The organism is Pseudomonadota bacterium, assembly GCA_039193195.1.
In the GTDB taxonomy this organism is placed as follows: domain Bacteria; phylum Pseudomonadota; class Gammaproteobacteria; order Steroidobacterales; family JBCBZW01; genus JBCBZW01.
Window position 1 is genome coordinate 15,596 of sequence record JBCCWS010000018.1, and the last position, 24,707, is coordinate 40,302.

At 64.5% G+C, this 24,707-nt stretch carries 23 protein-coding genes and 1 tRNA gene; 9 read left to right on the top strand and 15 right to left on the bottom strand.

Annotated elements, in window-relative coordinates:
* Positions 1-55: 55 nt before the first annotated feature.
* The gene (locus tag AAGA68_14930) at positions 56-1,486 is read right to left on the bottom strand and encodes a Na+/H+ antiporter NhaC family protein (protein ID MEM9386350.1); all 1,431 of its coding nucleotides are present in this window, start codon (positions 1,484-1,486) and stop codon (positions 56-58) included.
* 782 nt (positions 1,487-2,268) lie between these two features.
* On the opposite strand from AAGA68_14930, the gene AAGA68_14935 reads away from it, so the two are divergent.
* The 4 genes from AAGA68_14935 to AAGA68_14950 are packed head-to-tail and all read left to right on the top strand — an operon-like array spanning position 2,269 to position 6,390.
* On the top strand, positions 2,269-4,038 hold the full coding sequence (locus AAGA68_14935) for a fatty acyl-AMP ligase (GenBank protein ID MEM9386351.1): 1,770 nt from the start codon (positions 2,269-2,271) through the stop codon (positions 4,036-4,038).
* Positions 4,039-4,974, top strand: a complete 936-nt coding sequence (locus AAGA68_14940; GenBank protein MEM9386352.1) for an NAD(P)-dependent oxidoreductase — start codon at positions 4,039-4,041, stop codon at positions 4,972-4,974.
* On the top strand, positions 4,967-5,203 hold the full coding sequence (locus tag AAGA68_14945) for an acyl carrier protein (GenBank protein MEM9386353.1): 237 nt from the start codon (positions 4,967-4,969) through the stop codon (positions 5,201-5,203). The genes AAGA68_14940 and AAGA68_14945 overlap by 8 nt, the downstream gene beginning before the upstream one ends.
* Positions 5,200-6,390, top strand: coding sequence for an aminotransferase class I/II-fold pyridoxal phosphate-dependent enzyme (locus AAGA68_14950; GenBank protein MEM9386354.1), 1,191 nt, complete (start codon positions 5,200-5,202; stop codon positions 6,388-6,390). The genes AAGA68_14945 and AAGA68_14950 overlap by 4 nt, the downstream gene beginning before the upstream one ends.
* Positions 6,391-6,398: 8 nt before the next feature.
* On the opposite strand, the gene AAGA68_14955 is transcribed toward AAGA68_14950, so the two are convergent.
* On the bottom strand, positions 6,399-7,271 hold the full coding sequence (locus AAGA68_14955; GenBank protein ID MEM9386355.1) for a hypothetical protein: 873 nt from the start codon (positions 7,269-7,271) through the stop codon (positions 6,399-6,401).
* A gap of 73 nt (positions 7,272-7,344) precedes the next feature.
* Positions 7,345-8,571 (bottom strand): CDP-alcohol phosphatidyltransferase family protein, encoded by a 1,227-nt coding sequence (locus AAGA68_14960; GenBank protein MEM9386356.1) that lies wholly within the window; start codon positions 8,569-8,571, stop codon positions 7,345-7,347.
* Between the two features lie 85 nt (positions 8,572-8,656).
* On the opposite strand from AAGA68_14960, the gene AAGA68_14965 reads away from it, so the two are divergent.
* On the top strand, positions 8,657-9,547 hold the full coding sequence (locus tag AAGA68_14965) for a metallophosphoesterase (protein MEM9386357.1): 891 nt from the start codon (positions 8,657-8,659) through the stop codon (positions 9,545-9,547).
* A gap of 22 nt (positions 9,548-9,569) precedes the next feature.
* On the opposite strand, the gene lptG is transcribed toward AAGA68_14965, so the two are convergent.
* The 7 genes from lptG to AAGA68_15000 all read right to left on the bottom strand — a co-directional run bounded on the left by lptG (position 9,570) and on the right by AAGA68_15000 (position 15,948).
* The gene (gene lptG / locus AAGA68_14970) at positions 9,570-10,655 is read right to left on the bottom strand and encodes an LPS export ABC transporter permease LptG (protein ID MEM9386358.1); all 1,086 of its coding nucleotides are present in this window, start codon (positions 10,653-10,655) and stop codon (positions 9,570-9,572) included.
* Entirely contained in the window at positions 10,655-11,707 is a 1,053-nt protein-coding gene (lptF, locus tag AAGA68_14975; protein ID MEM9386359.1) for an LPS export ABC transporter permease LptF, read from the bottom strand. Before lptF ends, lptG begins: the two co-directional genes overlap by 1 nt.
* A gap of 16 nt (positions 11,708-11,723) precedes the next feature.
* On the bottom strand, positions 11,724-12,149 hold the full coding sequence (locus tag AAGA68_14980) for an HIT family protein (protein ID MEM9386360.1): 426 nt from the start codon (positions 12,147-12,149) through the stop codon (positions 11,724-11,726).
* Between the two features lie 28 nt (positions 12,150-12,177).
* Positions 12,178-12,909, bottom strand: coding sequence for a phosphocholine cytidylyltransferase family protein (locus AAGA68_14985; GenBank protein ID MEM9386361.1), 732 nt, complete (start codon positions 12,907-12,909; stop codon positions 12,178-12,180).
* A 98-nt stretch (positions 12,910-13,007) separates the two neighbouring features.
* Positions 13,008-14,006, bottom strand: coding sequence for a diacylglycerol kinase family protein (locus AAGA68_14990; GenBank protein ID MEM9386362.1), 999 nt, complete (start codon positions 14,004-14,006; stop codon positions 13,008-13,010).
* A complete protein-coding gene (locus AAGA68_14995; protein MEM9386363.1) occupies positions 14,003-14,803 on the bottom strand; it encodes an NTP transferase domain-containing protein in 801 nt (266 codons plus the stop codon). The genes AAGA68_14990 and AAGA68_14995 overlap by 4 nt, the downstream gene beginning before the upstream one ends.
* Positions 14,800-15,948 carry an N-acetyltransferase gene (locus tag AAGA68_15000; GenBank protein MEM9386364.1) on the bottom strand — a complete coding sequence of 383 codons (1,149 nt, stop codon included), beginning with the start codon at positions 15,946-15,948 and terminating at the stop codon, positions 14,800-14,802. Before AAGA68_15000 ends, AAGA68_14995 begins: the two co-directional genes overlap by 4 nt.
* 282 nt (positions 15,949-16,230) lie before the next feature.
* Here AAGA68_15000 and AAGA68_15005 point away from each other — a divergent pair, with 282 nt between their 5' ends.
* A complete protein-coding gene (locus AAGA68_15005; protein MEM9386365.1) occupies positions 16,231-17,283 on the top strand; it encodes a hypothetical protein in 1,053 nt (350 codons plus the stop codon).
* A 91-nt stretch (positions 17,284-17,374) separates the two neighbouring features.
* Here AAGA68_15005 and AAGA68_15010 read toward each other — a convergent pair whose 3' ends face one another.
* The 3 genes from AAGA68_15010 to AAGA68_15020 all read right to left on the bottom strand — a co-directional run bounded on the left by AAGA68_15010 (position 17,375) and on the right by AAGA68_15020 (position 19,960).
* Complete coding sequence (locus tag AAGA68_15010; GenBank protein ID MEM9386366.1) at positions 17,375-18,922, bottom strand: hypothetical protein; 1,548 nt, start codon at positions 18,920-18,922, stop codon at positions 17,375-17,377.
* 173 nt (positions 18,923-19,095) lie between these two features.
* A tRNA-Arg gene (locus tag AAGA68_15015) sits at positions 19,096-19,172 on the bottom strand.
* A gap of 269 nt (positions 19,173-19,441) precedes the next feature.
* On the bottom strand, positions 19,442-19,960 hold the full coding sequence (locus tag AAGA68_15020) for a fasciclin domain-containing protein (protein MEM9386367.1): 519 nt from the start codon (positions 19,958-19,960) through the stop codon (positions 19,442-19,444).
* 255 nt (positions 19,961-20,215) lie between these two features.
* On the opposite strand from AAGA68_15020, the gene AAGA68_15025 reads away from it, so the two are divergent.
* From AAGA68_15025 to AAGA68_15035, 3 genes are read left to right on the top strand one after another with little or no spacing between them, the layout of a single operon-like run.
* Positions 20,216-20,677 (top strand): peroxiredoxin, encoded by a 462-nt coding sequence (locus AAGA68_15025; GenBank protein MEM9386368.1) that lies wholly within the window; start codon positions 20,216-20,218, stop codon positions 20,675-20,677.
* Between the two features lie 8 nt (positions 20,678-20,685).
* Complete coding sequence (gene trmH, locus AAGA68_15030) at positions 20,686-21,399, top strand: tRNA (guanosine(18)-2'-O)-methyltransferase TrmH (GenBank protein MEM9386369.1); 714 nt, start codon at positions 20,686-20,688, stop codon at positions 21,397-21,399.
* Entirely contained in the window at positions 21,396-21,761 is a 366-nt protein-coding gene (locus tag AAGA68_15035) for a hypothetical protein (GenBank protein MEM9386370.1), read from the top strand. The genes trmH and AAGA68_15035 overlap by 4 nt, the downstream gene beginning before the upstream one ends.
* Positions 21,762-21,766: 5 nt before the next feature.
* Here the strand turns inward: AAGA68_15035 and AAGA68_15040 are convergent, their stop codons facing one another.
* A complete protein-coding gene (locus AAGA68_15040; protein MEM9386371.1) occupies positions 21,767-22,201 on the bottom strand; it encodes a hypothetical protein in 435 nt (144 codons plus the stop codon).
* Between the two features lie 16 nt (positions 22,202-22,217).
* Positions 22,218-24,653: a tetratricopeptide repeat protein gene (locus tag AAGA68_15045; protein ID MEM9386372.1), complete on the bottom strand. Its 2,436-nt coding sequence runs from the start codon at positions 24,651-24,653 to the stop codon at positions 22,218-22,220.
* Positions 24,654-24,707: the final 54 nt, after the last annotated feature.

Below are 24,707 nucleotides of genomic sequence, written 5' to 3' on the forward strand. Positions count from 1 at the left end.
AGACCCGAAGGGCGAGTAGCACGCTGCGCGTCACCTTAGTTTACCAAGCGGCCCACTAGATGGCGGCTGGACGATCCCTGACAGGCTCGCCATTGGCGCCGGTGTAGATCCGTCCGAACCCGGTGACCGCGGCCACGAGCATGACGGCGGCCAGGAACCAGCCGTGCAGCACGTAGGCCCATACGTCCGTCGGCGGCACGGCCTTTACGAAGTCGTAGCTTTGCTCGAGGTTACGAATCGTCTGGTAGCCGATCAGGATCCCCCCGCCCCAGGGGAAGATGTACCCGATGGCCGAGGTCACCGCGTCCAGCATATTGGCGCGCCGGTACGGGTGAAGGTCGAACTTCTCTCCGAGTTCGCGGACGACCGGCGCGGCCGTGATCTCTGCGGCCGTGTTGATGGTGATAAAAGAGTTGAGGGAGAACACGAGACCCCAGATCGCAGTCTCCGCTCGCGCCACAGACTCGCCCGCGAAGCGCTTCATGGCGTCTACTATGGCCCCTAAGGCACCACCTATTTTCATTAGGTGACCGCCCGCAACAATCAGCAAAATCAAAATCGACAGACCGATGTAACCGGTGATCCCATCAACCAGGGCTCCACCGACGAGATCGCGCTCTGGATCAATGAACAGAATCGCATCCGGCTCAGACAGGCCGAGACCAAACTGCAAGGCGAGCGCGCACAAGATGCCCCAGGTGAGCGTGATGATGATGTGCGTTCCCCTGAGGGCGAGGCCTATCACCAAGGCGAAGGGAATCAGCAAAATGAGTCCTTGAGGGGAGGCGGACTCGGCAAACAGGGCGTTCGCGGCCGCGCGGTCAACGCTGCCGTCACCGCCCCCCAGTAAGACGAACAGCATCAAGGCCGGCACGGCAGCGATAAGAGAGTATTTGAAGCGGTTTCGCACAACCCCTGGAATATCTGTGCCCTGGGTGGTGGCCGATACCACCGTGGTGTCCGAGACCGGCGCCAAGTTGTCGCCGAAGGCAGCCCCAGAGAGGATGGCCGCGAACAGCCAGGTGGGGTCGGCGCCCAGAATGATCCCCGTCGGAAACATCAACGTGCAGAAGGCGACCACGGTGCCATAGCCCGTGCCCACCGCCGACGCGAAAACGGCGGCGAGGACGAAGGTAGCACCGACGAATGTGCCGCCGGTGGCGTTTGAGACTCCCCCCAGCCACACGAGGCCGTCGACCAACCCTCCGGCGCGCACGAGCTGCGCAAACATCCCGGCCCAAAACCACGCCATGATGGTGACGGTAGCGACCGGGTTGGCCATGCCCTTAAACAGCTCGTCCGCGTAGTCAGACCACGCGCTGCGACACAAGAACATGCCGAGCACAAGCCCCAGCAACATGCCAAAGATGAGTCCGTGCTCGCTCGGTGCTCCCGCCACGGAGATGGCAACGGCCCACACGACGAAGACGACGATGGGCGCGGCGGCACCCATAGGGCCTGCGAGGAACTGCAGTCGAGCGGTCATAAGGACACTCACCTCCGTGTAAGGTGCGGCTGGGTAACGGTGCGCCAGCTTACCGGCTGGCGTCCGCAAACGCCTCACGGCTCGACGGAATTCGCCCGTTAGCCGCCATCTCCCGCGGCGGGGTAGGTGGGGACCTCCTGGCATGCGCGCCGCCTGGGGGTGATGGCGCTACGATATGTCACATCGACTCGGCAGTTACGCGATTGCTGCCAGTTCGGGTGTAGATGCGTACAATCCGCTCGACGCCCATCGGGGCTGGCGGCAGATGCTGGCGGTAATGTCTTGCGCGCTGCGTGTAACCGTTCCCCGGATACGGGGAACACGCTAGGAACGGCGATTTCGCTGCAGCGCGCCAAGTGCGGCGCGTCAAAATAGCGTTGAGAGTGCAGAATTCGGCTTGTTTCGCGAGTTGAGACCGGCTGAAAGTCGGGGGAAGAGCGGCCTCAAATATGGCTGAATTGAAGCATCATAATTGTTTCATGTTGCTGAAACCGTTATGATCTTCCGATTAGTCGTTCGCATCCTCACCTTGCGAACGGCGCCGGGGGAAGGTCGAAGAACGACGTGCCTGGGTGAGGGGGAGACCATCGGGAGCGCTCCACGGGGAGTTTGATGCCACGCCGCGAAAGGCGGTGGGGCGGGATTTCTTGTGATTGGCGCTATTGGGACTCCAACATAACGGTGCCGCAGCGTTGCTGCCCGCCCACGTTTGATCAACCGCACGCGCGCGGGCCCACGGCCCAGGCGTAAGCGGTTTGGAAGGACCGAGACTTTAGACACTTATGAACCGTGACGCTGAGCTGACGCCAACGGGATTCAACGACGAACTGCCCCTGCGGAGCGATGGCTTCGCCAACCTTGTGGAAGCACTCGACTACGCCGCTCAGGGCAAGGCCGGGTACAACTTCTATGACGGTAAGGGCGCTTTGGAACATCGCCTCACGCACGCCACCCTGCGCCAGGAAGCGCAGCTGCTGGCGCGCAAGCTGCTCGGCCTCGGCCTGCAGCGCGGTGACCGCGTCGCCATCGTGGCCGAGACTGATCCGCTGTTCATCCGCTTTTTCTTCGCTGCTCAGTACGCGGGACTGCTTCCGGTGGCGCTGCCCGCCGGCCTGCAGCTCGGGGGAGGGGAGGCGTGGGTGAGGCAGATCCGCCAGATGCTAATGTCGTGCGACGCGGCGGTGGCCGTGGCACCCGCATCGCACAGCGCGCTGCTCGATTCCGCGTGCGAAGGTCTCGACCTAGTGCTCGCTGGCGAAGCCGATGCGTTTGACTCGCTGTCAGCAGACTACAACCTGCCATTCGAACCCTTCACGGGTGACGAACCGGCCTACCTTCAGTACACCTCGGGGAGCACTCAGTTTCCGCGCGGCGTCGAGGTGTCGCAGTCAGCGGCTCTGACGAATCTGCGAGAGATCTGCCGGTACGGCCTGAAGCTCACCAGCAGGGACCGCTTCGTCGGCTGGCTGCCCTTCTACCACGACATGGGCCTAGTCGGTTTCGTCCTAGTGCCCCTGGGCAGCCAACTTTCCGCGGACTATCTCAGCCCGCGCACCTTCGCCATGCGCCCACGCCTGTGGTTGAAGCTGCTTTCCGACAATCGCGGCACGATCTCTTCGAGCCCACCCTTCGGCTACGCGCTGGTGGCGAAGCGCCTGCGTGTCGCAGACAGCGAGCGCTACGACCTATCTGCATGGCGAGCGGCCTGCGTGGGCGCTGAGCGCGTGCCTCGTGGTCCGCTCGAGCAGTTCGCAAAGCTGCTCAAGGACGCCAACTTCGATCCGAAAGCCTTCGTCCCCTGCTACGGCATGGCCGAGTGCGCGCTCGCCGTGAGCTTCGTGCAAATGGACCATGGCGTGAGCATTGACACAGTCGACAAGGTGGAGATGACCGACCAGGGCAAGGCAACGCCCGTCGCCGCCGATCATCCCGACGACCAAACACTGGAGTTCGTTGACTGCGGCAACCTGCTGCCAAGCTACGAGCTGGCGATACGTGACGACGCCGGTAACGAACTCCCCGAGCGCACCTGCGGCCGGATCTGCCTTCGCGGCCCGTCCGTGATGACTGGCTACTTCCGCGACCCGGAGGCCACGGCCGCCGTGCTCTCGCAAGATGGTTGGCTCGACACAGGCGACATCGGCTACCGCATCGGCGAGCAGCTAGTGATCACCGCGCGGCGCAAAGATGTGATCATCATCAACGGTCGCAACATCTGGCCGCAGGACCTTGAGTACATTGCGGAGAGTTCCCCGAAGGTGCGCATGGGCAACGTGTCCGCCTTCTCAGTGAACGAGGGCGATAGTCCAGAAAAGGTGGTGATCGTGGTGGAGTCTCGCCACCAAGACGCGGAGTTGGCGGAGGAGATCGTCGAGCGCGTGCAGAAGCAGTTCGGCATTCGCGTGCACGTGGACCTCGTGCCTCCACGCACCCTGCCGCGCACCTCGTCAGGCAAGCTGTCGCGCTCGCGCGCGAAGCTCGATCACCTCGAGCGTCAGGCCAGTCACGCTCCCGTTCACCAGGACTTTGCCACCAGCGGCAGCGTCGCCTGATTGCACATCGCACTGACCGGGGCGACCGGGTTCATCGGTCGCCGCCTGCAGCAAGCGCTGCTACATCTCCGCCATCGGCTCACCGCCCTTGTCCGCCCCGCCCAGCACCAACGACGTCCTGAGCTACTAACGGGCATAGAGCAACTTCCGTTCGATCAGCTCGACTGCGCCGCCTGGCGAGATCTGCTGGATCGTGAGGACGCGCCCGAGGCCGTGATCCTCCTGGCAGGGGCCGTGCGCGGGCGCACCTTCCAGCAGTTTGCGCGGGTCAACGAGCGACCGTTCACCGCGCTCGCCTACGCCTTGGAAGGGCTAACGGCACCGCCTCGTTTGCTGCTCATGTCCTCACTCGCGGCGACCCAACCAAGCTTATCGCCCTACGCCGCCAGCAAGCGCGCTGGTGAAGTCGCCCTGAGCGCTCGTTCTGTCACCGTGCTGCGCCCGCCCGCCGTCTACGGCCCAGGGGACCGGGAGCTTGCCGGCCTGTTCCAGACGATCCGCCGCGGCTGGGTACCTCGTCCGGGCCCCGTCGATCAGCGCATCTGCTTCCTGCACGTGGACGACCTCGCCAACGCCGTGGTCGCCTGGCTGCAATGCGCACCGGGACAAGACGACTTGGACCAGACTTTCACCCTGCACGATGGCGCGCCCAACGGCTACTCGTGGCCAGAGATCGCCGCAGCGATTGCGCCCCACAAGCACGCCCGCATCCTGCCCGTGCCAAAGGCGTTGCTGCACGCGGTGGGGACGGCCAACCTGCTGGCCGCCACCGCTCTGCGCTACGCACCCATGCTTACCCCTGGCAAGGCTAGAGAGCTGGGTTACCCTCGCTGGCTCTGCGATAATCGCGCCTTTACCGAAGCCACCGGCTGGGAGCCGGCAGTGGATTTGGCCACTGGCACGGCGCGCCTGAGGAACGAGACGAACGATGACTGAGATCGAGCAGACCCTGAGCCAGCTGCTGCACGGCTTCCTGAGCGCGGAGCAGAAGATGATCGACGCGGCCACGCCCATCAACACCCTTGGGCTCGAGTCAGTGGTGATCATGCAGTTCGTCGCTGAGGTGGAAGATCACTTCGATATCAACATCGATCTCGATAGCTTGGCGCAGATTCATACGCTCGGCGATCTAGCGAAGGTCGTCGTGGCGCAGGGGGACGTATGAGCCTATTGGAAAAGTTCGCCCAGCCGCGCGCAAAGCGCGACGCCCTGGCGAAGACGCCCATCAACCCAGTGGCGGTGCCCATCGAGCGGGCGATCGACGCGACCACCGCGCAGATCGATGGCCGCGAAGTCATCATGGCCGGCACCAACAACTACCTAGGACTTACCTTCGAGCAAGAGTGCATCCAGGCAGGGCAACAGGCCCTGGCGGAATTCGGCACGGGCACCACTGGTTCGCGTGTGGCAAATGGCAACTACACCGATCACGAAGCACTCGAGGCTGACTTAGCAGAATTCTTCGGCTACCCCTACTCCATGCTCTTTTCGACGGGCTACAGCGCCAATCTCGGCACCATCGCTGCACTCCTTGGACCAGGTGACTGCGTCATGCTCGACGCCGACGCTCATGCGAGCTTGTACGATGCGTGTCGGCTGTCCGGTGCGGATGTCTTTCGCTTTCGCCACAACGACCCCATCGATCTAGATAAGCGCCTGCGCCGCTTAGGCGAGCGCGCCAAACGCACCTTAGTGGCCATAGAAGGACTGTACTCAATCCTTGGCGACTACCCCGCTCTCGAGCCCTTCTGCGACGTCTGTGAGCGCTACGGCGCCTTACTGCTTGTAGACGAGGCGCACTCGCTCGGCACGATGGGAGCTCATGGAAGGGGCTTGGCGGAGGCGGATGGCGTTCTCGATCGGGTCGACTTTCTCGTCGGCACCTTCTCCAAGAGCCTCGGCGCCACGGGCGGCTTTTGCGTGAGCCGCCACGAGGAGCTTTCCCTGTTTCGCTACACCTCGAGGCCCTTCATCTTCACCGCCTCTCCCTGCCCCTCCGTGGTGGCGAGTACGCGTGCCGCCCTGCGGCTCCTGCGCTCCCAGCCGGAGCGCCGCGAACGGCTCTGGCAGCATGCTCACGGCCTATATGAGAGATTCACGGCGCTTGGCCTGACGCTCGGGCCACAGCCCTCACCAGTAGTCGCCGTACGCTGCCCGAGCGCGGAAGCTGCCCTGGGTGTTTGGCAGCGACTGCTCGAACACGGGGTATACACCAACCTCATCGTGCCCCCCGCCTCACCCGATGGTTCCAGTCTGATCCGCTGCAGCGTGAGCGCGGCACACACTCACGCCCAAGTGGAAGCGATCAAGTCCGCGATGGCCGCGGCCACGGCAGACCTCATCGCCGCCTAGACCCTTGGTCAGCGAAAGGCGCCGAGGCGATAGAGACGCCAGAACAGAGGCCAGGCGAACAACAGCGGCCAGCGGCGCTGCAAGGGCGTGGGCTCCACGTATATGCCGGAGTGGCGCTCGATCTTCCACAACAAGTACTCGAAGCCGTCGTTGAAGGTGAACGCTGCCTTGAGCAATCGGGCAACGCTCAAGGCCTTGCCCCACAGCCTGCGCGCGGGCCACCGCCAGCCACCTGGTGACGCGGCGAGCGGCCAAGAGGACCGGTTCCCTTCCACTCGCGGCTGCTCTGCGCTCCACGCTTGCGCGAGCTGCACGAAGTACGCGTGATCGCGCTCCACCAACTGTCCAGCGCGCAGCCCGCTCTCGGCGCGCAGCTCACACCGATAGGTCTGGGATAGAGCGTGCTGCCATAGGGCCTGCGGCGTTGGCGCACAGTGCGGCATGCCTCGCTGTGCTTCCGTGAGCATTCGCCTGACGGCATTGGCGAGACACACTACTAGGCGCGTCGCCGTGCCCGCGTCGGCCACGTAGAGTACCTGGCAGGGCTGCGCGAAACGAGCCCAAAAATAGGAGTGAAAGTCCTCTCGCAGATGGCGCTCGAAGGCCGCGAGGGGCACCAGAGCGTACTTGCAACGGGCGCCGGTCGCCACGCCGAGTTGGTACACATTCGGCGCGAGTATGCGGTTCGCGAAGCGCTGCCAGTGCGGCAAGGCTGCGGTAGGCACGGGGCCCTCCGTCAGCACGTAGAGATCGATTAACGTATCGCGCTCGCCTCGCGTGTAGGAGCCGTACAGGAGCACTGCCCGAAGGCTGTCACCGTAGCGGACACGCAGCGCCGCGAACAGGGTACCCAGATCTTCATCCTGCTCCAGCAGCGCCATCGAGCCGACTGCCCCCTCTGCCAGGCCGATCCTAGCACCTATGAGATTCGCTAGCTCAAATGAGGGTACCGAGTCAGTGGGCGGAGGGAGCGCCATCAGCCTGCTGCGCGCTCCCGTAGGCAGAACGCGTCCCTGAGAAACGACGGAAGGCCTGGGGATGGGTCGAGCGCGCCTGCGCCGGATCCATCAACCAGGAGCGGACAGGACCCTCGCGCCAGCGCCACCACGCTGCCTGGAGCAGCCTCAGGAACAACAGCGCCGTGCTGACGAGGGTCCATAGGACCACGGCGTAGAAGCCCCAGTCCGGCCGCTGCGCAAGCACGGAAGCGCTCAGCAGGATCAGACTTGGGTTGCGCCGGGCGGTGACCAGTCGGTTGTACGCATCAAATGGTCGCCAGGCAAATAGAGAGCATTCCCCGAGGATGTCGAACAGCCCCTCGGCGATCCGACCGCCCACGTAGCCGAGGAGCACCCACAGACTCCAGGTGGCGAGCGAGACACCCCACAGCGGCTCCGCCCCCCCACCGGCTAGGGACACCCCCCAGAAGACGTACCAGAACGGCGGATGGAGGATGTCCATTCCATGATCCAACGCATGTCCGAGCTTGGACGACTGAACGGTCACCCGTGCGAGCTTGCCGTCCACTGTGTCCAGGAAGGTCATGATCCAGCCGCTCACGAGGCCGAGGACGTACTGCCCCTGGTAGAACCACCAACAGCTCGCCAACATCAACGCGAAGCCCGTCAGCGTGACCATGTTCGGCGTGATGCCTAACCTCGCGCACCACCCCACCACCACACGGGCTGGACGCGGCCACCACCACTTGGTGACCAGATCCGTGATGCCCTTGTAGGAGTTGCCGTAGAGCACGCTCTCCAAGCGCTCCTGAGAGGAGGCGTCGACCCTCGCCAATAGGGGGGGCTCGGCCTTGCGAAGCATGCCGTCGAAGGCATTGAGATCGCCCGCCTCGAGCACCCTCAGCCCCTGGGGCTGCTGCTCGACCAGCGCCGCGCGGCCACGGGGCGCATCATCACCCGCGACCAGCGCGGCTGCGAGGCCTCCGTCGTCACTCGCCCGTAGCGCATGGCCTGGCCCGGCCTCGTGAAGACCCTCGAGCGTGCGCAGCTCAAACAGATACCCCGCGTGTACTACGAGCAGTGGATGCTCTAGTGGCGACTGTGGCAGTCCCTCGAGCAATTCGAAGGCGGTGAATTGCCGCAGCTGACGCGCCACACGGGTGGTCGCTTCCAGGCCCCAAAGCGGCACCGCCGCCCGGCCGACTATGTGCACGTAGATCACAGTGTTATCGTTCGCTTTAATTGCGCTTCGCTGGCGTTCGTACCTGACTCGAAGCAAACGCCCAAGTATAACGCGTCCCCTGCCCATGCCCTTCACGCTCGCCCATCTAAGCGACACGCACACCACGGACCTTCGCGGCGTGCGTCCCGCCCAGCTGCTCGGCAAGCGCCTGCTCGGCTATCTGTCCTGGCGGCGTCGGCGGCGCTACGAGCACAGCACGCGCATGCTAGAGGCCAGCGCTGACGCCGCCCTTGCGCATACCCCTGATGCGATGGTAATTAGCGGCGATCTGCTGCACATCGGCCTAGCCGAGGAGATGCGACAGATCCGCGGCTGGCTCGAGTCTCTACGGGCAAAGCTGCCCGTGTTTTTGGTGCCCGGCAATCACGACCTGTACCGCGCCGATTCCGTGGCCTGGTGGCAGCGCGAGCTAGGTGACCTAGATCTCTTCGGCGCGCCGCTTACGGATGCCCCTTGGCCCCGAACGCTGCTACTTGCCGGTGCCCGCCTGATCGGCCTCAACAGCGCCTACGCGGCGCCCCTGACTCGGGCAGATGGGTACCTCGGCGCCGAACAGCTCGAGGCCCTGCGCATGGCCTTGGCCGAGCCTTGCGATGCACCGACGGTGCTAGTTGTTCACCATCCTGCAGACTCATCGCTGTGCGCCGCGCGCAAGGCCCTGCGCGATGCCGCCGCGCTCGCCGAACTCCTGCACGAGCACCCGCCAGCGCTGCTGCTCCACGGCCACCTGCACAAGCCGCTCGCCTACCGCGTGGGCACCGTACCATGCTTCTGTGCGCCGTCCGCCTCGAGCGAGCATGAGCATCATCGTGCAGGTTTTCACCTGTTCCGCTTACCCCCAGACCCGGCCGCTCCTGTGGACGCCAGACTGTACCTAGCGGATGCGGCATGCGCGCCCTGTGGCTTCACCTCTCAGACCCGCTCGATCGGCAGCCCGTCGACCGTCCCAGTCTAACCGAACATTCCTAACGTCTTCGCTAGTGTTCGCTCAAGCGCCAAAGCCACACGCCCAGCAACATCAGAATGATCATCTCTGGCGCGAGGGATAGGAGCACCGGGTGCAAACGGTAAATCACCGCCAGGTGCACGCTCACTTGCTCCACGAGGTAGAAGGCAACACCGGCGATCACACCAAAGGTCACGCGCTCGCCGATCGGTAACACGCGCGTGTTGCCGAAGACGAAGGGCAGTGCCAGCAGCATCATGGCGAGGGCCGCCAAGGGCAGACTCAGCCGCTGCCACAGCAACACGCGTAAACCGTGTACATCGAGGGCGTTAGCGCGTGCGTGGGCGATCCGCGCGGCGAGATCGTAGAGGCCGAGGGACGCGGCCGGCGCACTCAGGGTGTCAAGGCCACCGATGGGGAGGTCTACGGCGCGTGCCTCACCGACCACGCGTCGATCTGCCGCAGGCTGGCCCTGCGCCACAGCGAGCACACGCACATCTTGCAGCTGCCACTGCTGGCGATCGATTACGCGCGCCGAGGCCGCCTGACGCACGCTCACCAATGAATCATCCTCGAACGCGTAGATCTCCACGTCCTGCAACAGCCCCCCGTTGCGTTTACCGTCAACGCGAATGATCTGTTGGCGACTGCGGGTCCAGAAGTCTGCCTCGGGGTCCGGGGAGTCGGCCGCAGCCTGCACCCCTCCCACGTCCGCTTTCTCGCGCAGACGCTGGGCCTCGCGTTCCGCCGCGGGAACGATGAACTGGGCCGCCAGCAGCAGCACGACACCGACTGCCAGCGCCGTCAGAATGGGGCCTCGCATAAGTTGCAGTGGGGACCGACCAATCGCCCGCGCTGCGGTGAGTTCGCTATGACCTGCAAGCCCTCCGATACCGATCAGGGCACCCAGCAACAGCATCACCGGCAGTAGATCGAGCAGACGATTCGGCAAGGTCAGACTAATGACCACCAGCGCATCGGTGGCGCTATAGAGCCCCTTGCCTACGTCCTCGAGCTCCTCCGCCAAGGCGAGGAAGCTGAACAGGGCAAGGAGCATCAAGGTCACCGGCAGCAGGGCCTTGATCATGCTGGTCACTAGGTAGATGTTCAGCCGCACTAGAGCTTACCGCCACGCCACGGCTTATACGCAACCACCACCGCAGCCGTGAGCAAAGCGGGCACCCAGAAGATGCTCGATAGGCGCTCCTGCTCCACCCAGGTGCGCGCCATGCCGATCAGGATGTAGTACACGGCGTATACCCCAACGGCGATCATTACCTTCGAATAGCGACCCTGGCGCGGTAGGCTGTGGCTGAGGGGTATCGCCAACAAGGCGAGCAGCATCACCGAGAGCCCAGTCGACAGACGCCACTGGTACTCGGCTTGATCGTCACCCACGGTGGACTGCGCTAGGACAGCAGAGGTGGCCGACTTCGCCTTGTAGGGAGGCCTTTGCGGCACGGCCGCTGCAAGGGTCAGGCGTAGGGCGGAGAACTCGCCCACCACGTCGAACTCACCGTCTTCGATGCGAAAGACCCGCGCGTTCTCAAGCTGCAGCTCGTGATCGGTGGGGGTCACGAACTCCTCCACGTGCCCGCGTGCCGAGGCGATCACCTCCACCCGGTCGGCGACCCGCGTGCGAACGAAGATACCGCGCAGATCGCCCGCTTGCTGGCCACGGGCACGCACGTATACGGTGCGATCCTGATCCTCGTAGTGATAGAACTGTCCAGGTTTGATGCGCTCAAGCTCATCGCTAGCCTCCGCCTCAGCTTTCAACTGGTAGATGCTCGCGTAGGCCCAGGGTCGCACCACCAGGGAACCGACGGCGGTCACCAGCGCAACCACCAAGGCCAATGCGACGATCGGGCGCATGAGGCGAGGCCGCGACAGGCCGGCGCTGCGCAAGGCATCCATCTCACTGTCGCTGTACAGCTGACCTAGGCCGACCACGATCGCCACGTAGAGGCTGATCGGAATCAACACCTCTAGGGCGATGATCCCGCGCAGGGCGGTGATCCGCAGCACCTCGGACATGCTGAGCAGGCCCGTAGCCGCATCAGTCAGGAAGCGAGTTAGGCTGTAGGTTACGAACAAGGCAACGAACAGCCCGATGATGAGCAACATCGGGCTGGCGATGTGCCGGGTGATGTAGCGGTCGACGATCACGCGGCAGCCAGGTGAATCACCAGCGGGCGCGCAGGTCCGTGATCAGCGCCTCGTTCTGCGCGGGAGTCATTGCGATGGGGTCGCCGAGGGCTGGCAAGGCCGGCCAACCCGCATCGGCGAACTCGATGTCAGCGAAGCTGCGGGGGACGGAATATCGCGGTATCACGTGGTAGTGCACGTGCGGGTCTACCATCATCAGCATCAGGTAGTTGATCTTCTCGTACTGCACCCACTCGCCCAGCACGCGCTCGATATCGGCGACTGCCTGGTGTTGCTCGGCGATCGACGCCGGCGACAGATCGGAAAAGCGAGTGGCCTCACTGCGCGCGGCGAGCACCAAGGAGCCGAGCGTGACCTGCTTGGGACGCAGCAGCACACACCAGTGCTCGTACTCGTGGATGAGCGTCTGGGGATAACCAAACTTGGTCATCGTCTCGTTCATCTCGCCCTTACTCCTCGGTTGGCTAGGCTCACGGGCTTGGCCAGGTCGCGACCACCTTGGCCGCATGCGCTAAATCGGCCGCATCATCGACCTCGCACCAGCTTAGGCCTTCGATCGAACACACGCCGACGTGGCCCTGCGGCGCCAACGCATCGATCGCAGACAGGTACCAGCGCTTTAGACCGCTCTCGTCGCGCATCATTCGATCGAGTTGGGCGCTGAAGACGGCAGGACCGTCGCCGCGAAAGGTCATCAGTCCAATCGATTCGGCGTTGACGGGGGCATCGCCAAGCTGCTTACCGACGCGTTCCAGGCGCCCCCCCTGCTCCACCACCTTCATGTCGTCGTCGTCGTACTCACCCTTGCGATCGATACAGAGGGTCACCGCGTGATCGGCAGGCGAGTCGAGCAAGCGTTGCAGGACCGCTGCCTCAAACAAGGTGTCGCCGTTCATGATGACGAACTCTCCCGTCATCTCCGGGCGCGCCAGCCAGCAGGTGCCGAGGTTGTCGCAGGCCGCGTAGAAGGGGTTGTGCGTAGTCCTCACTGCCACTTCGGTAAACGCTTGCGTGATCGCCTCGACCACGGGCGCGCGGAACCCGGTCATTACCACTACCTGATCGATGTCGGTCTGGGCGATCTGGCTCAGCTGCCACTCGAGGGCGGTGCGGCCGGCGACATCAAGGGCGCACTTCGGCGTGTTCTCCGTCAGGGGAAGCAAGCGTCGCCCCTGGCCGGCGCTGAGAATGATGGCTTTCAACGCATCTCCTGCAATTCAGCTCGACGAAAGCCCGCCAAGATAGCATGGAAGAGCTGTTGCTTTCACCGCGAGCCAGCGTCTGCAAGGACCCGGCCGAGCTAGAGAATAAGGAATTCCGGCGCCCAGTCGGCATCGACGGTCAACGCCTCGGCAGGAGCAGCGAACACTTCGCCATCGATCGCATAGCTTGCGGGCTGCTGCGCCTTGCGCTCGCTGGCGAAGCTGAGCTTTAAGCGCGTGCAATTGTGGCTGTGATAACCGGCGTCAGCGCCCGGCCGGCCCAGCCCCGGCAGGCCCAGCAATCCGCCCAAGTGGCGAAGCAGGCGTGCCGAGCGCTCGACCAGCGTGAAGCGCACGGCGCCGCTCTCCGCGCCCCAATGGGGACGTGCGCCGACCAGCAGTCTATCGAGGGTGGAAACGGCGAGCACAGTAGCACCCGTGCTAGGCGCCAAACGTATCGCTTCACTCTCCCGCTCGCCGAAGGCCTCCAAGGCGAGCGGCAAGGGCGAGTCGAAGGGCGCCTCCGCCCGCAGCACGCCGAGCACGGTCCGTGCCATGGCGAGGCCTGCGGTCAGTTCGCGGCGTGCGGCACCCTCAGCCCACAAGCGACGATTGCAGTAGTCGATGCCCTCCACCACGGCTCCGGCGCCGAGGAAGAAACCCGCTTGGACGCCGCTCGCTCGATGCACCCTGAGCACGGGCCTTCGAACAAAGGTCGACGCCTGCGGCCCGTCCTTCGCCACCTGGGCGAGCACAGCCGCAGCAGCGGACCAGCGATGGTGGCGGTTGATATCCCGCGCCGACATGTTGGTGGAGCCCCCTGGGAGCACGGCGAGGCGCGGACAAGGCAGGCCCCGCTCGTGCCGTTGTGCGAGCAACGATAGGAGCCACTGGAGACTGCCGTCACCGCCGCTGATGGCGATGAGATCTTCGTGAGTGCCGTCGAACTCATCGACCAGCACCGATACGTGCTCTGCGTTCTGCGTGAGAATCGAGCGCAAGTTGGCGGCGTCGGGCAACAGCGCCCGTAGGGCGTCGGCGCGCCCCGTCTTACCTCCGGCGCCGGCATTGCATAGGCACAGCAGGCGTACCGTCATTCGTCCTGTTCAGCGGGTCGGTCGCGCAGCACTTGTGCCGCTAGGGTGTAGTCGGCAGGGGAGTCCACATCGACGGCCAGCTCCGCGCTGTCCAGCAGCACGGCCCGAATCGTCGCCTCGCAGCGTGAGCCTATGTGCGCGAGGGCAGCATCGCGGGTCAATAGCCCGGCGAGGTAGCGTGCCAGCACCAGGGGACCTAGCTTGTACGCCATACGCGGGGGGTGCTTGCGCAGGGCCTCCAGCGACTGCCAGAAACGCAGCGCGCGCAGGGCGCCAGGTGTGCGCAAGTAGAAGAGATTGCTGCCGCAGCAATCACCGTCCTGAAAGCGCAGCCAGGTGCGTTGGTTGTCGGGGAATCGCTCGCGCACTCGATCGGCTGGCACCAAACCGACCACCACATCTGCCGAGGCCAGCGCCTGCGCCTTCGCGCAGAACTCGCGTACGGTGGAAGGCCGCAGCAGCGCGTGGTCGGCGCTGGTGAGCAGCAGCGGCCAGGTGCCTGCGCGCTCGGCGCCGGCGATCGCACTCGCGGCCGGTCCTGGCGCCGGAGCCACCCAGTCCACTTCCTCCCGCTCGCTCCACCGGCGCACTGCGGGGCTCTCGGACAAACCGTTGCCAGGTCCCACCAGCAGCATGCGCTCGATGCCGCTGTTGGCGATAGCGGTCAACGCCCAGTCGATCAAGGCGCGCCCTTCCAGATCCATCAGCAAGGCGCTTCGAACGCCGCGGGCACGGGCCAGTGCGTTACCTCCAGGGCGTTCCCCGGCTAACACCACCGCGATCGGTGGCAGGCTCACAGGTCGCACGAATACATGCGATAGCGCTTTGACACCCTGCCACCGATCGACTCGATGATGCTGCGCATGCCGTCGTTCGACTCCAGGATCCAGGACAGTTCCGAACGGGCTACACCCCTGGCGATCGCCGGCTCCTTGAGCGAATGGATGAGGGCGAAGGAGAGGCCAGGCCCTAGGCGGGTGTGGTGGAACTCGCTGCGCACCCCCATGAGCGGTACCCGCGCACTGCGCAGGGGCCCCCGCTTTAAGCGCCACAACAGCTTCGCCCACCCGAAGGGCAGCAGGGCGCCATCGAGATCCGCAATGTGGGCGTTGACGTTGGGCAGCAAGACGATGAAGGCCACCCCGCGCCCATCGATCTCCGCAATCCTAAGGAAGTCCGCGGGAGTGATCATCAACATCTCCTTGCCCACCGTGCGGAACTCCTCTTCCGTGAACGGCACGAAGCCCCAGTTCTCGGACCAGGCGTCGTTGAAGATGTCGCGCATCAGTTCGAGCTCATCGTCGAGCTTGCGCTTGTCGATGCTCCGCAAGGTCAGCCCCTTGAGGTAGCGCTTGCGCAGGCGCTCATGGACGGGCGGGACTACGTAGCGCTCGGTATCGATCTCGTAGGCCAACATGTCTTGGGTACCGGCGAAACCCGCCGCCTCAATGCGAGTCCCATAGTAGGGGCGGTGGTGCCCCATCATGAAGTAGGGTGGGCTGTCAAAACCGTCCACCAGCACGCCCACCTCCTGATTCACATTGAGGTTGAACGGACCGAGGACGCGGGTTCGCGCTCGCTCGCGAAGCCAGCCCTTGGCCGTCTCGAAGAGCGCGTCGAAGTACGCTTGGTCATCTGGGGCTTCGAGCATACCGAAGAAGCCGACGAACTCCCCGTAGCGCTCCTCGTAGAGCGAATCGATCTGCGCCGTGATCCTTCCCACGGGGGCGCCCGCCTGGTCGTAGGCCACCCAACCCTGCCACTGCACGTGGTCGAATACCGGCGCCTTGGGCGAGAGGGCGTCCTTGCGCTCGAAGCGCAGGGGAGCGATCCAATGAGGGTCGTCTCGGTAGAGTGCCCAGGGCACACGTACGAAGTCATCCAAGGTGGCGTTGCCGGCGCCACGGCCCGCCCCTTTGGGCGCTAAGGGTCTGATCTGCATGTGTGAATTGTAGCGGAAAGGCGAATCCTGCGGGGATCCACCGGGGCAGTCGATGCCCCGCCAATCGATCGCACGACGGCGCTCGCGAGACGGCAGTCGTCCCCGACTGCGAGCGATATTGCTAGGTCGCTCGAGGAGGCCGGAACGCCAGGACTGCCGCGCCCCTGCGCATCCGTCGGGGAACTGGCACCCTGCCCTGGGATCGACATGATGCAAGCGCTACGATCGGCCCCTTCCAATCGACAGCCACGACCCCCCACCAGCGCGCCGCGGAGACCTTCTATGCGCCTCGTGCATGCCCCGCTCCTGCTGATCACCGCATTCCTGGCGCTCAGCGTGCCCGCCGCCTATGCGACTGACGCCTGCGCAGACCGCGCCATCGTCGCGGCCGCGCAGGTGGATGTGTCCGACGGCACATCGTTTCGGGTAGAGAGCTTCTACCACACGATGGACAACATGGCCGTTCGCCACGCCTATCCGCAGGCCGAGGTGCGCACGCGCGCGATCGAGGGGCCGCTCGCTTGGGAGTCCGTGGATGACCGCGTAGGACTCGGCGATGACGACACGAAAGTGTTCGCCTTCGGTCACCAATTCCACGCCCTACTGCTGGAGTTCTCCCGCGTGGTACCCGATGCCGTGGGCACGGTGGTCGCCTTCGGCGAAGACGCCCAGCCAGCCCGCCGAGGCCGCCTCCCCTACGGCGGCAGCCTCGCGCTCGTAGGGGCAAGCGAGCGCCCCCTCGGGATGGTCCTGCGCCTACCCGACGACACGACCCTACGAGCCACTTTCTCCGACTGGCGTCAGCTGGACGGGGTCGCCCTGCCCTACGACATGATCGTCGACGACGGTGAGCGCACATTCTCGTACCGCTTCTCCTTCATCGATCCGCGCCCACGTCCTCCCACGTGGTTGTTCGACGAGATCGAAGCACCAGCACTGGACCCGGTACGCTTGTACCGCCTGCACCGGCGCCTGCTCGCCGCCCACTGCGAGGCCGACGCTGCCATGCTCGGCTCACTCAGCGCCCCCATCATGATGGTGATCAGTGACGGCCAACTCACTGACGCCACCTCACTCGACGTACAACGCGGCTTCGAGCAGCTGTTCGGTCGCCTCGACTACGAGCGCTACGAAGATCTTCGCCCGCCGGTGATCGAGGTTGCCGGCTCCGGGGATCTCGCTTGGGTAGCAGTAGAGGTTCGTGCGCGAGGCACCGTGCGCAACACGGATGACGACATCTTCGACGATCGCTGGGCGTGGGTCATGCTAGCGCGCAAAGAACGGGGTGATTGGGTGCACGCGGGCAATGCCGCCACCCGACGCCGTACGCCCTGAGCTGAGCGAACCCTAGATTCTGCCTAGCTATCAGTTCTATACGCCTACGCCACAGACCCATGGCTGGCCGTCGCTTCTCACTGCGACCCAACTACCATGTGAACAGGCGCGTGCCCGAGATGTCGTTGCCATCGATATCCCGCGCCGGCTTGGGCGGGCAGGACTTGCGCGTCAACAGTGACACCACCACGATCGTGGTGAAACTCAGCAGGAAGGCCGGTACGGCCCCAATGTAGATCGCATCCCAGATCTCGCCTCCCGTGTGCGGCAGCAAGACCCACGCCAAGATCACCCAACTGAAGGCCCCCATAGCCATAGACGCGAGCGCCCCCGTCACGTTTGCACCCTTCCACAGGACCCCACATACGAAGGTCGCAGCGATGGTCGGGAACGCGACGGCGCCGCCGAACACAAGAAGGTTGTACAGATCACCCATCGCGAGCCCAAACAGCAGGCCAAGGCAAGTGAACGCGACCATGGCAACTCGAGTGAAGATCAAGCTCAACCGATCATCCGCCTGCGGCTTGACCACCCGCAGCAGCGTATAGCCCAGCAGCGCGCCGGAGGTCAGCACCGTATCCCCCGCCGTGCTGATGATCGCGGACGACGCCGCCACGAAGAACAAGATGGTTACCCACCCCGGCAGGTGCTCCTGCACGAAGTTGGGAAACACGTTGTCGAGCTGCGCCTCGGGGACGTTGGCATTCACGATGAAGGCGCACATCCCCACGATCACGGGGATCATGCCTAGCACGATGTAAATCAGCCCACCGAACACGAAGCCTCTGGACGCGGCGCGCTCATCCTTCGCCGCTAGCGCCCGCGCCACGAGCACCGAGCCGCCGAGATCGCCGAAAGCGACGGAGAACCAGGCGGCGAACATGTAGATGATGCCGAGCAAACCCAGATACCCAGCGAAGCCCGTCGGCTCGCCAGCGGCGTTCGGCTGCGTGGTGTAGAACAGGCTGAAGGGCGGTGTGCCGTTGACCGTGCCCGCCTGCTCGATGAAGCCCGAGATCCCGCCTACCGCCGATAGGGCGTAGGGCAGCACGATCAGCAGCACTGCCGTGAGGATGATGAACGCAAGCATGTCCGAGCGGGACAGGGCCCAGAGGCCACCGGTCAAGCAGATGCTGAGAATGACCACGGCGCCAAGCAGCGTTGCAGGCACCGCAGACAGCCCCGTCACCAGAGCGATGATCACCCCTAGAGAGAGTAGCTGCGCCGAGATCCAGGACAGGTAGGAGAGCACATGAATGAACAGTCCGCAGATGCCGATTCGCTCGTCGAAGCGTGCATTATAAAAATCGATAGCCGTGGTGAAACGTGAGCGGCGAAACACCGCGACCATGAAGAACCCGCAGAACAAGAGCGTCAGCATGGGCGACCAGGGGTCCCAGACAATGGCCTGAAAGCCGCCTACATACGCTTCGCGCGCACTGCCGATCACCACGGCGCCGCCGAGCCAGGTGGCGACTACGGAGCCACACACGAAGGGGGCCGAGAGACTGTGGCCGGCGAGTATGAAGTCCTCCGTGGAGCCGGTCCGCCTGGAGTAGTACAGGGCCAGGCCGATGACCATCGCGACGTAGAACCCAAGGGCGATAAGCACCAGGCTTGCGTGATCGGCGATTTCCACTCAGCGATTCCCCACATTGCGTCAGCGGGGACCTTGGCACAGACACCTCCGTGCTGCCACTGCATCCAAGGGTGTTCGCAAGCACGCACTGAGCGATCCGCGCGCATCGGCCGCGCGCTTTGAAAGGCAAGCTCGGAAAGTCCAGAGGGCTAGGGGTGGCGCTATGGCGAACGTGGCGCCCCGACCACGATTCGAACGTGGGACCTTCCGCTTAGGAGGCGGATGCTCTATCCAGCTGAGCTACCGGGGCCTGCCGCATGCGGAGTCTACGCCCTGAAAAGCGTCGATTCCAAACCGACGCCGTCGACAGCAGGGCTGAGCGTCGTCTCGGGTCGGCGCGTCCTCTCGATGCAGGCTCGACCTGATCGCACTCACTCGCAGGTATGGTTCGAGCCCCCGGCAACCCATCGGTTGTCTCCGACTGGCGCACGCATGAGGTCAGCGATCGTGTGCCGCATAACGAAAAGAGGCCGGCGGGGATTTCCCCCAGCCGGCCCCTTCGCTCAGGCATCTAGCGCCTTAGCGCGCGTTCGGCAGCACCACGGTGTCGATCACGTGGATGACGCCGTTGGAGGCCTCCACGTCGGCGGCCACGACGGTGGCGTTGTCAACATGCAGCTTCTCACCCATCACCTTCAGGGTGAGGGAGTTACCGTTCACGGTCTCAGCGGAGTCCAGCTTCACGGCCTGCTTGGCCATCACCTTGCCCGGCACCACGTGGTAGGTGAGCACGGCGATCAGTTTCTTCTTGTTTTCGGGCTTGAGCAGCTCGGCCACAGTGCCCTCAGGCAGCTTGGCGAAGGCAGCGTCGGTGGGCGCGAAAACGGTGAAGGGACCTTCGCCGCGAAGCGTGTCGACCAGACCGGCGGCCTTCAGCGCAGCGGCCAGGGTCTTGAAGTTGCCGTTGGCGACCGCCGTGGCAACGATGTCCTTCTCGGCAGCCATCTCACCCTTCTCGTGGTGGCCAGCGACAGCGGTACCGGAGATAGCGGCAAAGGCAAGGAAGCCAGCCAGGAACTTGGTCAGTGCGTTTCGCATCAATATCACCCTTAGGTTGAAGTGTTGGTGACCCTGTCTCGCCCGCCTTGGCGTGCGTAGCAGCGTCGCTCGGGGGCATTGTTCGCGACCTAACGTACGGGTGGTTTCATGTCGTCCGCGGAACGGTCTGAGCGGCGTATTTGCGCTGTTGCTAGCATGACCTCGATAGCGTGAATCACGGGTGCAGGCGACTTGCGGTAAAATGAAGAACTTCAGGTAATTCAACGTCCACTCGCGCCTTGGGAGGTGTTTAGGATGCTCGCGCCCGGTACCCGCGCCCCAGATTTCACCCTGCCCGATCACGAAGGCAAGGACGTGACCCTGTCGACGCTCCTCGGCGAGGGGCCACTGATCCTCTACTTCTACCCGGCAGATTTTACGCCAGGGTGCACGCGCGAAGCCTGCAGCTTGCGCGACCTCAACGACGATTTGATTGCTGCCAACCTGCGCGTAGTGGGCGTGAGCCCCCAGGACAGCGACTCCCATGCCCGCTTTCGTGAGCAGCACAGGCTACCTTTCACCCTCCTCGCTGACACGAAGAAGCGGGTGGCGGGTCTGTACAGTGTGAAAGGGCCGCTCGGTCTGATCGTTCGCCGAGCTACCTTCCTCATTCGCGCAGACGGCACGATCGAGGATGCCGTACTCGCGGACCTCAGCGTGGATCGTCACGAGGCCTTCGTGAGGCGCGCGATCGAAGCCGGTGCCACCGGCGCCTGAGAGCCCACTTGACCCCACAACGGCTAACCCGCCTGCGCGAGGCCCTGGATCGGCGCCAGCCTGATCTGACGGTGGTTATGGACCGCACGCAAAAGAGTCACAACATCGCGGCGGTGATGCGTACCGCCGATGCGGTGGGGCTATACGAACTCCACGCAGTCTCCGTCGACGGCATCCGTTCTCACCACATGATATCCGGCGGCGTGCGCAAATGGGTGCGCGTGCAGCGACACCAAACACTCACCGACTGCTTTGGCGCCCTACGCGGCGACGGCTTCACCCTGCTAACGGCCCATCGCGGTGAGCAGTCGGTCGACTACCGAGAGGTGGACTACACCAAACGCATCGCCCTAGTACTCGGCAGCGAACTCCATGGCGTGGCGCCACAGACCCTGGCAGCGTCCGCCAAATGCGTGTCGGTGCCGATGGAAGGGCTCACCGAGTCCTTGAATGTGTCCGTCGCGGCCGCATTACTGTTGTTCGAAGCGCGACGCCAGCGCGAGGCGGCGGGCCTCTATGACGGCCCCAGTCGCCTGCCGGCAGAGCAGTACGCCAACACGCTCTTCGAGTGGGCCTACCCCCACATCGCTCGGCGCTGTCACGAGCGCGGATTGCCCTACCCTCCCTTGCGCGAGGACGGCCAGATGGCCCACAACCCGTTGGACCCTCCGGCGGGCCGAGTTGGCGGGGCGACGAGCACCTCCTCAGAGGAGTCCATATGAACGACTTTCAACGGTTTCTGGAAAGCCAGCGCCGAGCCCAGAGGGGCGCCCCGGCGGGGCCCGGGGCGTTCCTTGCTCGTGCCGTCGGCATGGTGGCAGCGGTGGGGGTACTGGCGATAAGTCTGATCTTCGGTGCCTTTGTGATCACCACCCTACTGGCCATTGGCCTGGTGGGTGCCATCGCCCTAAGGGTATGGCTGTGGTGGCAGGAGCGGAAGTTCCAAGCCAGTGGCGCGACGCGTGGGCCGCACACGGCGCCACGCCCACCCCCACGGAACCGAGGCAAGGACGGTGACGTGGTGGAGGGTGAGTTCGAGGTGTTACACGAGGACGGCGACGACCCGGGCCACCCCGGCGCCTAGGGGAATTAGTCGCCGAGCGTAAGGCTGTGGCAGCCTCCGTAGGCGCGCAGGCGCTCCCCCCATCCGTACACGGTGCCCGCCTTGCGCCAACGCTTGTCCTTGCGAACGAGCAGGCACGGGCCATCAGCGCGTTCCACGATGACCATGTGGCCCTCCTCAACCTCCGGCCCCTCCGGTGGTTGCTCGGACCCGTTCCAGAGGAACGCCTTCTTCTCATCCGCCCAGCGATACCAAAACACATCCGGTTCCAGCCAGATACCCAGCGGCGCGAAATAAACCCGAAAGCCGGCGCGCGTCTCCGGGTCGTCCCGCGCTTCCCCATTTGCAGGCAGCGCTGGCGCCTGCGTGGACTGCGCCCAGCTCGCCCAGGGCATCATGGGCAGACACAACGCACAGAGCACCAGCGGTGCCCACAGGTTGCCACGAATAGATGTACTCATCGTCGGTACTCCTCTCTTACAGCCGCGACAGGGTCGCGCGGGCTTCCTGCACGCCGACGAAACTCACGCCATCCTCGGCGATCGCGGCCTCCAACTCAGTGCGAGCCAGCGCCGACTCGCCAACGGCCACGTAGGTCATGCCCAGGTGATAGCGCAACTGTGGAAGCACTTGCGCGTAGCGAGGCTCGGCACGTGCCGTGCGTACCGCTTGCTCCAGCAAGGAACGCGCCTCGATGAAATTCTCGAGGCGATAGGCGAGCCAGCCGACGGTGTCGAGGAACACAGGGTTGGACTGGGTACGCAGAGGCCGTGCCAATTGGGCAGCGTAGTCCAAGCGTTCGGGACTGCGGTCATGGTCGGCGACCAGCGACGCCAGATTGTTGATCGCCACAAGGGACGATGGATCGGTACCGAGCAGCGTCTCGTACTCGGCTATCGCCGCCAGATAGGCCTCCTCGCGCTCCAACAGCTGGGCCTTAATCACGCGCAGCTGGGTGTTCTCTGGGGCCACGGCCAAGCCACGATCAGCCACCTCGATCGCTGCCCCAACGTCGTTCAAGGCCACGTTCACAGAGATTAGATCACGATAGGTGGGCCACACGTCGTTTCGCACGGCGAGCGACCGCTCCAAAACCTCACGCGCCTCATCCATGCGCTGGGTACGACTCAAAACCTGTCCCTGCAGCGTAAGTCCAGCGAAGTCGTCGGGGTGCTCCTTCAGGTACGTCTCCAGCTCGGAGAGCGCCTCCTCCGGGCGTTCGAGCTCGACCAGAGCGGTCACCAACCCCGAGAGCGCGTCGGATGTCATCTCGCCGAGCGCCGCGACCTCACGGTAAGCGGTAAGCGCCGCCTCGTAGTCGCCTGCCGCGAGGTGGGCGCGACCGGCCAGGTAGTGGCCCAAGCGCGCTTGCTCGGCGTTGACGCCCTGCGCCGCCCCGATTAGCTCCTCAGCCACGGTCAGGGCATCCGCGGGGCGCCCGTCGCGAATGAGCGCCTCCGCGAGAAGACGAACGCTGGTCGTCGTCGGCGGAGCGCCGGCCTCGTTGGCGCCACGGATCAACGTGTGAACGTCGCGGAACTGCTCGCGGGCGAACAGTACACCGGCCAGGCGATCACGAGCGAAAGCATCATTCGGATGGGCGGCCAGCAGGTCGCGCAGGCGTTCCTCAGCGAGCACGCCGTCTCCGGCCTGCGCGTGGGCCTGCGCGAGCAAGGTCAGGGCGCGCTTCGAGTCGGGATCGTTGCGCCGGGCGGCCCGCAGATCCGTGATCGCGTCCTCCACCTGCCCGTCTTGCAAGGCAAGACCCGCACGCAAGATCAGGGCCTCCGGATCCCCCGGGGAGTCCTCGAGCACGCCATCGATCAGCGGCCGCGCCTCCTCAATGCGGCCTTCGCGCATGTACAGCTTGGCGAGCTCGTTGCGTGCCGTCGAGCGATCCTCCGCGTCGTCCGCGCCGCTCACAATGCTCTCGAACACCTCGATCGCCTCGCCATTGCGGCGCTGAGCCTGGTAGAGCGTCGCTAGGGCGAAGCGAAATTCCTGGATCTGCGGCTCCGCCGCCGAGTAGGACTGCAGTGCTTCTTCAGCCTTGGCAAGGTCACGCCGGTTGGCCAGGAACTCGGCGTATTTGAGCTTGGCAGTGCTGTCGTCGGGATCGTTGGCGACCAGGCTCTCCAGCACCACTTCGGCGTCGTCCTCCTGACCGCGTTGGATGTAGAATTTCGCCAGCTGGTAGCGCACGGCATTGCTATCGGGGAACTGATCACTGAGCGACTTCAGCCCTGACTCGACATCCTCCCAACGCTCTAGGCTTTGCAGCGCCTGCAGGCGCAACAGGTGCAGAGGCGCGGAGGACGGGTTCTGGGCGATCCCTTGCTCGAGCGCCACCAACGCCTCGTCAACCTGGCCCTGCTGGTAGAGCAGGGAGAACAGGAGGGAGTGGGCCGGCACGTTGTCCGAGTGCTCCGTCAACACCTCTCGCATCTGCGCCGTCGCACCTTCGAAGTCGCCGTCGAAGCGCTTGAGTGAGGCCTGCAGCACCTGCACGTCAGGATTCTCAGGCGCCTGCGCCACCGCCAAGGCCACGTTGTCTCTCGCCTGCTCGATCACTTCGGGCGTCTGGCTGGCTGCGCCGAGCTGTAAGATGCCTAGCTTCACCCTTGCGTCAACGTTGTTCTCGTCAAGGGCTAGGATGCGCACCAGGTGGTTGTACATCGCCCGATAGTTGCGGTTCTGCTCGGCGACTCGAGCGAGGAGCATGCGCGCCTCGATGTTGTCACGATCGATCTTCAGCGCCGTGCGCAAATCCAAACGCGCCTTAACGAAGTCGCCCTCGTCGAAGAACGTCTGCGCGCGCTCGATGTAGTTGGCGGCACGATCCTCAGCACTGCCGCAGGCGGTCAGCAACGTGGCCGCGAACAAGGCCGTCAGCACGGGCAACAGCGTTCTCATGGTATTCCTCGGTTTCAGTAGTTAGGACGCGCCCCTAGTTGGCGCGAGAGTCTA

Bases quoted from the DNA above. Each gene is read 5' to 3' on its own strand.
- AAGA68_14930 (MEM9386350.1), bottom strand. From the start codon at position 1,486: ATGACCGCTCGACTGCAGTTCCTCGCAGGCCCTATGGGTGCCGCCGCG.
- AAGA68_14935 (MEM9386351.1), top strand. From the start codon at position 2,269: ATGAACCGTGACGCTGAGCTGACGCCAACGGGATTCAACGACGAACTG.
- AAGA68_14945 (MEM9386353.1), top strand. From the start codon at position 4,967: ATGACTGAGATCGAGCAGACCCTGAGCCAGCTGCTGCACGGCTTCCTG.
- AAGA68_14950 (MEM9386354.1), top strand. From the start codon at position 5,200: ATGAGCCTATTGGAAAAGTTCGCCCAGCCGCGCGCAAAGCGCGACGCC.
- AAGA68_14955 (MEM9386355.1), bottom strand. From the start codon at position 7,271: ATGGCGCTGCTGGAGCAGGATGAAGATCTGGGTACCCTGTTCGCGGCG.
- AAGA68_14965 (MEM9386357.1), top strand. From the start codon at position 8,657: ATGCCCTTCACGCTCGCCCATCTAAGCGACACGCACACCACGGACCTT.
- AAGA68_14980 (MEM9386360.1), bottom strand. From the start codon at position 12,149: ATGAACGAGACGATGACCAAGTTTGGTTATCCCCAGACGCTCATCCAC.
- AAGA68_14990 (MEM9386362.1), bottom strand. From the start codon at position 14,006: ATGACGGTACGCCTGCTGTGCCTATGCAATGCCGGCGCCGGAGGTAAG.
- AAGA68_15000 (MEM9386364.1), bottom strand. From the start codon at position 15,948: ATGCAGATCAGACCCTTAGCGCCCAAAGGGGCGGGCCGTGGCGCCGGC.
- AAGA68_15005 (MEM9386365.1), top strand. From the start codon at position 16,231: ATGCGCCTCGTGCATGCCCCGCTCCTGCTGATCACCGCATTCCTGGCG.
- AAGA68_15020 (MEM9386367.1), bottom strand. From the start codon at position 19,960: ATGCGAAACGCACTGACCAAGTTCCTGGCTGGCTTCCTTGCCTTTGCC.
- AAGA68_15025 (MEM9386368.1), top strand. From the start codon at position 20,216: ATGCTCGCGCCCGGTACCCGCGCCCCAGATTTCACCCTGCCCGATCAC.
- AAGA68_15035 (MEM9386370.1), top strand. From the start codon at position 21,396: ATGAACGACTTTCAACGGTTTCTGGAAAGCCAGCGCCGAGCCCAGAGG.
- AAGA68_15040 (MEM9386371.1), bottom strand. From the start codon at position 22,201: ATGAGTACATCTATTCGTGGCAACCTGTGGGCACCGCTGGTGCTCTGT.
- AAGA68_15045 (MEM9386372.1), bottom strand. From the start codon at position 24,653: ATGAGAACGCTGTTGCCCGTGCTGACGGCCTTGTTCGCGGCCACGTTG.